The sequence below is a fragment of the Marinirhabdus gelatinilytica genome, from assembly GCF_003353425.1.
Taxonomy (GTDB): Bacteria; Bacteroidota; Bacteroidia; order Flavobacteriales; family Flavobacteriaceae; genus Marinirhabdus; species Marinirhabdus gelatinilytica.
This window is the reverse complement of sequence record NZ_QRAO01000002.1, coordinates 641,071-653,197: the sequence shown is the minus strand read 5'-3', so window position 1 is coordinate 653,197 and position 12,127 is coordinate 641,071. Positions and strand designations below refer to the sequence as shown.

9 protein-coding genes are annotated in these 12,127 nt (G+C 41.4%); 6 read left to right on the top strand and 3 right to left on the bottom strand.

Annotated elements, in window-relative coordinates; translation table 11 throughout:
• Positions 1–508 precede the first annotated feature (508 nt).
• The gene (locus tag C8D94_RS08995) at positions 509–1,204 is read right to left on the bottom strand and encodes a DUF4294 domain-containing protein (protein WP_394340211.1); all 696 of its coding nucleotides are present in this window, start codon (positions 1,202–1,204) and stop codon (positions 509–511) included.
• 121 nt (positions 1,205–1,325) lie between these two features.
• Here C8D94_RS08995 and C8D94_RS08990 point away from each other — a divergent pair, with 121 nt between their 5' ends.
• From C8D94_RS08990 to C8D94_RS08970, 5 genes are all read left to right on the top strand, one after another.
• Entirely contained in the window at positions 1,326–2,411 is a 1,086-nt protein-coding gene (locus C8D94_RS08990) for a M42 family metallopeptidase (protein ID WP_115123581.1), read from the top strand.
• Between the two features lie 64 nt (positions 2,412–2,475).
• Positions 2,476–3,558: a DNA topoisomerase IB gene (locus C8D94_RS08985; RefSeq protein ID WP_115123580.1), complete on the top strand. Its 1,083-nt coding sequence runs from the start codon at positions 2,476–2,478 to the stop codon at positions 3,556–3,558.
• A gap of 97 nt (positions 3,559–3,655) precedes the next feature.
• Positions 3,656–5,140: a hypothetical protein gene (locus C8D94_RS08980; protein WP_115123579.1), complete on the top strand. Its 1,485-nt coding sequence runs from the start codon at positions 3,656–3,658 to the stop codon at positions 5,138–5,140.
• A gap of 79 nt (positions 5,141–5,219) precedes the next feature.
• Positions 5,220–6,650 (top strand): MBOAT family O-acyltransferase, encoded by a 1,431-nt coding sequence (locus C8D94_RS08975; protein WP_115123578.1) that lies wholly within the window; start codon positions 5,220–5,222, stop codon positions 6,648–6,650.
• Entirely contained in the window at positions 6,650–7,591 is a 942-nt protein-coding gene (locus C8D94_RS08970) for a hypothetical protein (protein WP_115123577.1), read from the top strand. Before C8D94_RS08975 ends, C8D94_RS08970 begins: the two co-directional genes overlap by 1 nt.
• Here C8D94_RS08970 and C8D94_RS08965 read toward each other — a convergent pair.
• Positions 7,588–8,934, bottom strand: coding sequence for an alanine/glycine:cation symporter family protein (locus tag C8D94_RS08965; RefSeq protein ID WP_394340213.1), 1,347 nt, complete (start codon positions 8,932–8,934; stop codon positions 7,588–7,590). The genes C8D94_RS08970 and C8D94_RS08965 overlap by 4 nt on opposite strands.
• Positions 8,935–8,975: 41 nt before the next feature.
• Between C8D94_RS08965 and C8D94_RS08960 the strand changes: the two genes are divergently transcribed.
• On the top strand, positions 8,976–10,292 hold the full coding sequence (locus C8D94_RS08960) for an acyloxyacyl hydrolase (RefSeq protein ID WP_245946245.1): 1,317 nt from the start codon (positions 8,976–8,978) through the stop codon (positions 10,290–10,292).
• 189 nt (positions 10,293–10,481) lie between these two features.
• On the opposite strand, the gene C8D94_RS15305 is transcribed toward C8D94_RS08960, so the two are convergent.
• A partial coding sequence (locus C8D94_RS15305; protein ID WP_170134747.1) for a choice-of-anchor Q domain-containing protein occupies positions 10,482–12,127 on the bottom strand: 1,646 nt, incomplete at its 5' end.

The window sequence follows — 12,127 nt, the reverse complement described above, 5'->3', positions numbered from 1 at the left end:
CCCGTGTTTCTGAGTCACTCATCCGTTTTGCGGGTGCAAATATACAACCATTTTCCAAACCTGCAAGCAGTTTTAAAAAAATATTCCAAAAAAAAATCCTGAACGTTGCCTATCCGACTATCCGCTATCCAGATCTCTCCTTCAAAGCGGGTGCAAATATACGACCGCCCCAACATAACAAGCAAACATTTTGCAATGTTTTTTCAAAGAAAAATACCCCCCGGACCACAACACGCTGTGGGTATTGGATTTAGCCTCGAAACTTTTTTTCAGCCAAGATCCATAGGGCACATTACCTTTATATATAACCTAATATATCCTCAGTTCAATTTGCGTGAGCGGTAGTAGCGACATCCTTTTTGTGCCAGCGGTATTGCGCAAAAAGATATAGCGGATAACGCGGCCGCCTTTGTAGGGAAAAATAGCCTACATGTGGATATAGAATATAATTTTGTAAAGGGTGTTGTTTGTAAATACAAAGGTGCGGCACGCCCAAAAGAAGGAGAATCTAGTTCGCTTGCTTGGATTGCTGGTTCCAATGTGCGGTAAGGTCTAGATAATCTATCTCGAAGGCTGGTTCTTGCCGTTCCAGTTTGTTGGACTGGAACGAGCGCTCTAAAATATCTTCGATAAGATAATCCTCTTTATTCTCAAAGGGCCTATACTCTTCTTTAATGGAAATATCGAAAAGATTTGCAGTAGTGTTGTACCAGAATGCTCGCCACCCGGTACGTAGCTCCTTAACCAGCTCGAAAGCGGTACGTCCTGTCTGGCGGTGGATGAGCTTAACGAGTATCTGTCCTTCGGTACGGGTGAGTTTTTTTAGTTTTTCGGAAAACTCGTCTTCTATATATCTCTGTATGCGCTTGGTGTATCGTCTTCTATCACTTTTTCTCTCTACGGTCCTTAAACGTTCTGTCATTGTGGTGAGACGCTCTGAAGCCAGTTTTGCATAGGGATACACCTTACGGGTCTTTCGACGGAGGATTAAATACCTACGGCGATCCTCTTTGGAGTTGAACTCTAGCTTATTGAGCAGGACCACTTCTTCAAGATCGATAAACTCGCGGGGGATGGTGTCGCCTTCAATGATATAATAGAATGTGGTAAGTGAGTCCTTACCTTCTTTTATTTCTTCAAGTGTTTGTCCGTAACAAGTTATGCCAAGGAGAAAAACCGGTAGTATGTATAGGAAATGTTTCAAAAGTTCTTTTTTCTGCTACTTAAACCAAAACTGTTCCAAAATTAAAAAATTGTATGGGCATACTTATATATAAATACTTAATTTTGGAATTCAAATCACAAAATCTAGTTATAGCTCAATTATGGCAAAATCCATCCTAAACAAAAAGTCCCTTACATTTTTAGAGAACTATCTTAACAACGCCTCCCCCACTGGCTATGAATGGGATGGACAAAAGATTTGGATGGAATATTTGAAGCCTTATGTAGATGAATTTATTACCGACACTTACGGAACCGCTGTTGCGGTAATCAATCCTAAGGCAAAATACAAGGTGGTCATCGAGGGGCACGCTGATGAAATATCCTGGTATGTAAATTATATAAGCGACAATGGCTTGCTTTATGTAATACGCAATGGTGGCAGCGATCACCAGATAGCGCCCTCGAAAATAGTGAACATACATACAAAAGATGGAATAAAGAAAGGTGTCTTTGGTTGGCCCGCGATACACACCCGAAACAAATCTAAAGAAGAGGCTCCCAAACCCAATAATATATTTATAGACGTTGGTGCCAAAGACAAAGAGGAGGTGGAGAAAATGGGGATACACGTGGGTTGTGTTATAACGTATCCGGATACCTTCCATATATTGAATGAAGACAAATTTGTTTGTCGTGCACTGGACAACCGTATGGGTGGTTTTATGATTGCTGAAGTGGCCCGGTTGCTGAAGGAAAAGAAAAAGAAATTACCCTTTGGACTCTATATAACCAACTCGGTACAGGAGGAAATTGGCCTTCGTGGGGCACAAATGATCGCTGAACGCATACAGCCCAATGTTGCGATAGTGACCGATGTTACACACGACACCACTACTCCAATGATTGAACAAAAAAAACAGGGGCATGCAAAAATTGGCGATGGTCCCGTGATAGCCTATGCACCTGCAGTGCAACAGAAACTACGGGACTTAATTACTGAAACCGCAGAGAAGAAAGACATCCCTTTTCAACGTGCAGCGCTCTCCAGAGCCACCGGAACAGATACCGATGCTTTTGCCTATAGCGGCAGCGGCGTGGCCAGTGCACTTATATCCCTACCGTTGCGATATATGCATACTACTGTAGAAATGGTCCATAGGGACGATGTTGAAAACGTGATAAAGCTTATCTACGAAACACTGCTTAGTATTAAGGATGGTGAAACCTTTAGTTATTTCGATTAAGTTTTCAGAATAAATTAGCGAGCCATTAAGAGCTTTTAACTTTTGCTGCAAGTAATTTTATGCAATGGTTATAAAGTCACCCCAAGTCACTAAAATTTTAAAGGATCCCGTAGAAGCGGCGAAGCTTGCTAACCTTATTTACGTAACCGACAATAAACTCACCATAAAGCGGCACAAGCACGGTCGGGGTTTTTATTACACAAAAAACGGTGAGAAAATTGTAGATAAAAAATCCATTGAACGGTTTAAGAGCCTGGTTATCCCTCCTGCTTGGACAAAAGTACGCATTACCCATCTTAACAATGGCCATTTACAGGTTGTGGGGCGTGACGAAAAAAACAGAAAGCAATACCGCTACCACCCCAGTTGGTCCGAAATAAAAAATAAGACCAAATTCTTTAAAATGACAGCCTTTGGCAATGTACTCCCAAAAATAAGGGCTCAAATTGAAAAAGATCTCTCCTTAAAAAAAATGACCAAACGTAAATGTTTGGCACTCGTGCTAAAACTTATGGAAGAAACGCACATTCGAATAGGGAACGAGTATTATGCCAAAAAAAACAAATCGTACGGGCTCTCTACCATGCGCACAAAGCACTTGGACAGTTCGGGGAAAAGCATAAAGTTCGAATTTGTGGGAAAGAAAGGAAAAAAGCATGAAGTCTCAGTTAACAACAAACGATTAAAAAAACTTGTTTTACAGTGTGAGGAAATTCCCGGCTGGGAGCTTTTCCAGTATTATGATGAGGATGGCAAGCACCACAGCATAGATAGTGGTATGGTAAACGATTACATACACGAATTGAGTGGCGATCTCTTTTCGGCTAAGGATTTTAGGACCTGGGCCGCAAGTAAACTGTTTTTTGAATACCTGTACGAAGCTGGGATGCCAAAGACCAAGAAAGACATCAAAAAAAATATATTGGAAGCATACGACAAAGCAGCTGAAGGACTTGGCAATACAAGATCGGTTTGTCGTAGTTACTACGTGCACCCTATCTTACCCGAAAAGTATGAAGATGGTACGATTGAGTTTTACCTCAAGAAATTAAACCACGATACTATCATTGACACAAAACCCCACTTCTCGCCTACTGAGACAGTGTTATTACAAATGATAAAACAGTATGAGGTAATTTTCGATTAACTGCACCTTTCCCTCTATTAATTAACAGAAATTTAATCTTAAAAATTACCGTAAACACTGCAATCCCTTTAGATTTGTAGCTAAATAAAAAAATATTATGAAAAAAATTTTACTGACCGTATTAGGAACACTTGCTTTATTTTCTTGTAGTAAGGATTCTGAAGTTTTAACTACAACATCACAAGATTTAACAGTTGAATTAGCCCAAGAAGAAAAATCGGTTTTTGGTACTTACAAAGGTATCTTTACCACTAACAATGCAGAGTACAGAGGTACTTTTGAGCTTTGGGTACCTTCATCAAATTCTAGCTCATACAGCATTTCTGCTTATAGAGTACCAACTGTAAAGTTAACACTTCATACTGGAGAGGTTTATTTTTCCCAAGCTGAATCAAATCCAGTTGGAGGAAGAGCCTTATCGAACCTTGAGTTTGTTTCGGATGATTTTACTTTTTCCTTCAGTGTAAACGAAGATGGTTCTAACCCAACGGTGACCAACGTAACCTTTAAAAATGCCGAAGGTGATATGCTCTTGGCAAAGCACACCCAAAGAGCTCCCGTAAATCCAAGATCTGGAACATGGGACTGTACAACCTGTAACGGTCACCCCGTTGTAGGACAGGGAGGAACCCAAACATTCAACATGATGTTTGTTACCGCAGATGGAAACAGTACCATAACCACACAGAGCACAATAAACAGTACAACAACCGATGGGATTGGAGTACAAAGTAATTGTATGGCTAACGGAGACACGACCGTATGTACAATTGAAAGTGGCGATGGAACCACAACAACTACTGGCTTTCTTTCTAATGGAAATCCTGTAACTTGGTTGGGCACACACACATTCAACAATGAAGTTTCTGGTCCCGATGATTGTTCCACCCTACAAGGAACTTGGGAATGGGAATCTATAAGCTATGGTACTTTGGAAGGTAATTTCATTACAGACATCGCTGGTAATTGTCCTATAACTGATGTTACATTGATTAATGAAGATTTCGAAGATGCAACTGTTAGTTATGTTGCCTCCTTTGATGATTTATCTGGTGAGAACGATGATTATTTCAGAATCACCAACGGTACAGATATTTCGGCAACAATAAACAATGTACAAGGAAGCCAATTCTTTGCTGCTCAAGATACAGATGGTGTTGCCGGAAACGGGCAATCTCCAGCAAACTTAACCTGGAGCAACCTGAACATAACTGGTCTTACAAACATTAACTTTTCAGCCTTCTTTGCTGAGGATGATGCTTCAGACGCTGCCGAGGATTGGGACAACGCTGATTTTGTAGACGTTCAATATAGTTTTGATGGCACAACATACACTACCTTCTTCTCTATAAGAAATGATGGAAGTACTTTTAACGCAGCTCCTCAAATAGATACTGATTTAGACGGAGTTGGCGATGGTGCGATTATAACTGATAATATGGCAAATTACTCTGCTAGTTTTCCAATTAACGGTACTACAAATCCAACAGCTTCTACAGAATTATGGATAAGAGTAAATGTAGGGTTAGATTCAGGTGATGAAGACATTGCTTTTGATGATTTTATAGTAATAGGAAATTAATTTATTTCTCAATAACTTTTAACCGAAAGGCTGCCAATAGGCGGCCTTTCTTTATATTTGGAACTTAAATTTCCGCGCGGTGCTGTTCAACTCGTTCGATTTTGGTTTCTTCCTTGTTATCGTATATACGCTCTACTGGGTATTGGGAGGCCGTAGACGTCAAGCCCAGAACATCCTTATCCTGTTGGCCAGCTACACCTTTTATGGGCTTTGGGACTGGCGGTTCTTGGGATTGCTCTTTGCTAGCTCTATTATAGATTATACGGCTGGGCAGTTATTAGCAAGGACCAACAACCCTACTGTACGCAAGCTATATCTGGCGGGTAGCATTGTTTGGAATCTTGGAATACTTTTTACCTTTAAATACTTTAATTTTTTCCTAGATGGTTTCCATCAATTATTCTCTTCGGAAGGTGTTTCTACCACCATTTCCATCTGGAACGTGATCATTCCCCTTGGGCTTAGCTTCTACACCTTCCAAACGATGAGCTATACTATAGATGTGTACAAGGAAAAGATTTCGCCCACTAAAAACCTGCTCGGGTTCTTATGCTTTGTAAGTTTCTTCCCGCAGCTTGTGGCGGGCCCAATAGAGCGTGCCAAGTTTTTACTTCCGCAGTTCAAAAAAAGTAGAACGTTTGATATTGAGCAATCCAAGGAAGGGTTGCGGCAAATTTTGTGGGGACTCTTTAAAAAAGTATTGGTGGCAGATAAATTGGGACTGGCCGTGACCCTCGCCTTTGAGAATCCCGAAAATTACGGCGCACTCACCCTCGCCTTTGCGGCAGCGCTGTTTTCGTTTCAGGTATACTGCGATTTTTCTGGCTATACCGATATAGCGGTGGGAACAGCAAAATTGTTCGGTTTTAGGCTACACAATAATTTTAACATACCCTACCTCGCTAAATCTATCACACAGTTTTGGCAACGCTGGCACATAACGCTCACCAAATGGTTTACGGACTATGTATACATCCCCTTTGTAAAAAGTTTTAAAAGAATCACCATTTCAGTAAGGATCACTGGGCTATTGCTCACTATGGCCTTGGTGGGTTTCTGGCACGGTGCCAATTGGACGTTTTTGGTATTCGGGCTTTTTAATGGTGTTGTGCTAGCAGTGGAGCGTGTTCCTCTATTTGGCAGAGGAAAAACGCTGGCGAAGGTATTGCCCAAAATGCCCTTGCTTGTAACATTGGTGTACTTTTTTACAATTACATCTCTATCCAGTATATTTTTTAGAGCTGAGAGTATCTCCCAAGCGTGGTACATCATAAAACGGATATTCAGCTTTGCCGACTTTACGGTACTTTCATCATTGATAGGAATAAAGCTATGGTATTTGGCCATTCTTATCGTTGCTGAAGTTTTAACACAATCCAAAACATTTCCGCTGGAAAGATTTCAAGAAAAAGTGCCGCGAGCCCTTCGTTGGGTTGTATATTATACCCTTATTTTCTTTATCATACGCTATGCCGAACCTAAGGAGGCGTTCATATATTTTCAGTTTTGATGCAACGTAAATTTGTACTATACCTGCTCTTGTTCTTTGCCCCTGTTATCATGGGATATGCTGTTGTGGAATACCTTACCCTACAACTACCGCTAAGTTATAAAGTGAAGGCCTCCTATCTGGAAGAAAATGCCAAAAATATAGAAGTATTGGTTCTGGGTTCTTCGCAAATGATGACCGGAATAAACCCTGAGCATATCTCACAACCCACCATTAATCTTGCATCGGGCAATCAGCACCACGATACAGATTTTAAGTTGCTGAAACAACTATACCCAAAACTCCCCCAGCTACATACCGTCGTGTTGGAAACATCGTATAGCCACTTTGAATTACCCCACAACGGAAAAGATTTTTGGAAGAATTCAGTATTTCTGAAATATTACGGATTGAACAATTTTGAGAGGACCACGTACTTTAAGGACAAACTCATCTACCTCTCCTTCCCTAAGTTCTTTTCAGAAAAATTGATAAGCCACTACGTTGACAATGCCAGTGAACACAGGTTTAATAAGTTTGGCTATAACACCAATGGTTATGAAGGGTTGTTTAGAGATCTTGGGTATGATGAAACAAAAATCAATACGTTAAAGCGTTTTAAGATCAATAAGGAGCCAAATCTTGAGATTTTTAAAAACAATACCCGCCTGTTCTTCGAAATGCTGGATTATTTAGAGTCCAAAAATCTCAATGTAATACTTTCTAAAGCACCTATGTACAAAACGTACCTCCCACAACGGGTGCCAGAAATTTTGGAAAGACGCGACAGTATCGTAACATTGGCGCTACAAAACTATCAAAATACTACACTGCTTTCTAAGGAAACCGATACGATACATTATACCGTACGGGATTATTGGAACCAAAGTCATTTAAATCCAGACGGGGCAGAAATATTCAGTAAAAGTTTAGATTCCCTTTTACAGAAAGCTACACATTAATCCGGCTTCTTCAATGTTGAAAAATAACGCTTTGCTTCTTTTAGCACCTTAGGAGCCAAGACAATCGTGGTGAACATGGTTGGGATGGCCATGAGGGCAAAAAATGTATCTATCAAATTTATCATCATACTCAAAGAGGTTGTGGCTCCCAAGATAATACTGGCTATATAAAAAATATTGTACACCTTTTTGTTTTCGGCACCAAACAGGAACCCCATGCACTTGGTTCCGTAATACGAATAGGAAAACAACGAAGAAATACTAAAAACAGCAATACAGAGCAAAAGTGCATACTTTCCATAAATGGGTAAGGTGACCGTAAATGCTTCAGCAGTTAAGGACACCCCATTTGCATCGCTGGATTGCCAAACCCCTGTCACCAATATAGCCAGAGCGGTGAGTGTACAAACCACCAGCGTATCTATTGCCGGGCCCAACATAGCCACAAGTCCTTCACGTATAGGCTCGTTTGTTTTTGCCGCTCCATGTGCCATTGGGGCAGTTCCAATACCGGCCTCGTTGCTAAAAGCGCCTCTACGAATCCCTAAAAGGATGAGCCCTCCCACTACTCCTCCCAAAAAACTATCACCGCTAAAAAAGGAAGCTGAAAAAGCATCGGTAACAATCAATTTTAAGTATTTGGGAACTTCGGAATAGTTAGTTGCAAGGATTAAGAGTACCATGACAAAATAGAGCAACACCATCGCTGGCACCAATCTGGAAGTGGTCTTGCTTATACGGGACAAACCACCCAATACCACGATTGCAGTAATGGTTGCCAATACAAGCCCAATTCCCAGATTGGTGGTGGTTCCTGCATATAAATCGGCTGGTTTTAAGAGCAAATCGTTTATGGCTTGCGTCAATTGGTTTACGTTAAATACCGGTAGTGCGCCCACCAATCCTGCAATACTGAAGAATGCCGCCAACAGTTTCCATGACTTCCCCAAGCCTTCGGTTATAAAATACATTGGCCCGCCTTGTATGTTTCCTTGCGAATCCTTTCCACGATACATTACAGACAAGCTAGCGGTAAAAAATTTTGTGGACATACCAATCACGGCGCTCACCCACATCCAAAATACGGCACCAGGACCTCCAATGGCAATGGCCACAGCAACTCCAGAGATGTTTCCCATCCCTACCGTAGCTGAAAGTGCAGTGGTCAACGCTTGAAAATGGCTTATTTCGCCAGCATCGGCTTCGGTATCGTATTTTCCCCTCAATACATTTATGGCGTGACCCAAGTACCGAAAAGGAATAAAACCACTACGTGTCAAGAGATACAGCCCGCCACCTATCAACAAAACAAGCAACGGTAAGCCCCAGGCAAGCGAGGCCATTTCAGCGAAAAGGGTGTCCAAAAGTTTCAAAATAGTATTTTTTGAAATACGAATGTACCTTTAAATTTTCAAAATTGATGAAGAAATTGTTTCTTGCGGCAACAATGAAACAACCTATACTCCTACTTTTATTGTGTGTCGCATTTCAAGCAATGGCACAAACTGAAACAGTTCCTAAAGGAAAAGGAACCTTTATCACCCCTGAAATCTTAGCGGGAATTACCGCGGAAAGTAATACCGATTTCCCCGAGAGCTCCTCTACAATTGGGCTTTATGTAAATTTTGGGAAAGACCAACGCTATAACTCACAGCAATGGGCATACCGTCTAGGTTTTCCCAAAACAGGCATTGCGCTAGGCGTTGTAGATTATGGAAATACTGAATTCCTGGGTCAAGCCTATACGTTGCTCCCCAATGTGGAGTTCAACATTTTGGGGAGAGAGCGAAGAAATTTCACGATGAATGTGGGACTTGGAGCTTCGTATTTCAATAAAACATTTTCAGAAACCGATAATATGTTGAACCAAGCGGTCTCTACCCATCTTACGTGGACCTTTAGGCTATTGTTTCAGTATAAAATATTTGAAACAAAGGGAATAGACTGGCGATTAGGGGGTGGCTATTTGCACCACTCCAACGGACATACCCGTTTACCCAACAACGGTTATAACTCTCTAGTGGGAAGTGTTTCCGGTGTTATATCAACTTCAAAAAAATCTACTGCAACACCAACCACAGGCCAACAATTCGAGAGGAGTTCTTTCTACTATCTTTCACCAAGGGTGGGTTACGGCATTAATACCCTGTCACTAGTTTATAATGACAAGAAACCTGTTTATACCGTAGCGATTTCAGCAGGAAAGCAAATCAACAATACATTTAAGTACGGGGTTGGGGTTAGTTATAGGTATTACCAGCATTACTACGACTATATAGTTGAAAATGAGTCTTTGGTGCAAGAGGGGCGCGAATTTGAAAATCTTAAGGACAACCCCACGTGGTCTGCCTCAAACATTACACTTTTTGCTGAAGGAGAACTATTATTGAACCATATAGGATTGACATTTATGGTTGGAGCAAACATACACAAACCCGCGTATGATATAGATTGGCGCATTAACCAAGGATGGGACAATACCCCTCGTGATATCCCTGAAAACTGGATGCTTGGTGAATACAATTCAAAGTATAAATTGAAAAAGGCAATAGCTACCCGCTTGGGATTACGCTATTACCTTTTTGGTAATGAGAACAATCCTAGCCACAATATATATGCTGGGGCATCGATAAACGCTAATCTGGGCCAAGCAGATTTTACAGAGTTCTCTATTGGCTATGTTTATTTGCTGAAAAGATAAAGACCTAAAGAATTTATTACCGTGAGGTTCCTCCTCGTGCCTCGTTAGGAATGACAAAGTGCTTTTTCAGTTTGCTTTGAAAACAATAAGTATCTAGCACAATATAGTTAATGGTGATATTGATCTCTCTAAAAAATGAAAGCCCCTTCTTTCGAAGGGGCCTCCAGCTATTCAAATATTCAAGATGAATTACTTGGCTAAAATCAATCTGTGGGTTGATGTTGCACCATCTGAAACAACCTGAATAATATAAACTCCACTTGCCATACCGTTAAATTGTACTTGGTTGTTTCCAGTACTGGCCGTAAAGTCCTTCACGATTTTTCCAGAACCAAGTTCTATAACAGTTACACGTATGTCGGTTCCAAAGGTTTGTGGGATTGCTATCGTTGCCTCACCATACGATGGGTTAGGATACACAACTACACCACTACCGTTGTTAGAGATCTCTTCAACGTCAAGTAATATGTCTTGTGCTTCAAAAGCTCCAATATCACGGATTCCTTCGAATACACTTTGACCAATTTGATCGTCGAACAAATCTGCTGGGTCACCGCTATTGTATGCTTGCGATCCAACCAACAACTCGTGAGTTTCAGTAGTACCACCGTTGTTCTGTAATGGTCCTAACATAGGATCTACTTCTTCGATATCGTTGGCTTGTTCTGGGAACGCGCCTTCGTCGTCGGTACCAATTAAATTATAATCGTTAGAAGTAAACGTACCACTTACATCAGTTCCAGAGCTAGCAGTGTTCAAGGCAACCAATGTATTCTTCAAACTAGTTGAAGTATTACTTTGTATTCCTCCACCAGTTCCTCCAGCGGTATTTGCACCAACGGTTACGGCATTTAAGTCTAAACTTGCACCATCGTTGGTAATTCCACCACCGTTTGCAGCAGCATCATTACTTGAAATAGTACTTCTCATAATCATTGTGATCGCACCAGTATTGTTATAAACACCACCACCTTCATTGGCACTGTTTCTAGACACTGTAGATGTAAGTACATTCATTGTAGCACCATCTTGGTTCCACAATCCTCCACCTTCACTTGCGGCACTGTTACTATCTATGGTGCTCTCCTCAATATCTACCGTTGCTGCGTTTCCTGTTACGTGCAATGCGCCACCATTTCCAGGGTTCGCTGCACCAGCCGTACCATTAACATCGTTATTGGTTAACAGACTCGTGACAATTGATAGGGTTCCATCGATAATCTCAATAGCTCCACCTGCTCTGTTGGCAGCGTTGCCATCAAACGTGATATCGGTAACCGATACGTCACCATCAACACTCAATAATCCACCACCAGAACCACTGGCTCCAGTTGCAAGGTTATTGGTAATTGTCGTGCTGTTTGTAATGGTCAATGTACCTCCGTTATTAAAGACACCTCCACCACCATTGTCTGGGTCGGCTCCTTGTGCTTCGTTTCCGTCTATGGTCATACCATCAATGGTCATTATTCCTACACTGTTCCACAGTGCTCCACCTTCGGCAGCAGCTATATTTCCAGTTGCAGATCCTCCTGTAATAGAAGCGTCACCTTCACCTGTAATATGCAATCCACCACCATTTCCTGGGCTTGCAGATGTCATGTTATCAACAAAATCTACACTATCTAACAATAACATATTCCCAGCTATACTGTTGTCCTCAATACCACCACCAGCTCTCACCGATGTGTTGTTTGAAATTGTAGTTGCTGAAACTGTCAATACACCTTCATCATTCAGGATTCCACCTCCAGAACCTGCGGCTCCATCGGCTACGTTGTTCATAATGGTAGCGTTGCTCACGTCCAATGTACCTCCAGCGTTGAAGATTCCTC

Coding starts and splice junctions, on each gene's coding strand:
- C8D94_RS08980 (WP_115123579.1), top strand. CDS start 3,656: ATGAAAAAAATTTTACTGACCGTATTAGGAACACTTGCTTTATTTTCT.
- C8D94_RS08970 (WP_115123577.1), top strand. CDS start 6,650: ATGCAACGTAAATTTGTACTATACCTGCTCTTGTTCTTTGCCCCTGTT.
- C8D94_RS08965 (WP_394340213.1), bottom strand. CDS start 8,934: ATGGCCTCGCTTGCCTGGGGCTTACCGTTGCTTGTTTTGTTGATAGGT.
- C8D94_RS08985 (WP_115123580.1), top strand. CDS start 2,476: ATGGTTATAAAGTCACCCCAAGTCACTAAAATTTTAAAGGATCCCGTA.
- C8D94_RS08990 (WP_115123581.1), top strand. CDS start 1,326: ATGGCAAAATCCATCCTAAACAAAAAGTCCCTTACATTTTTAGAGAAC.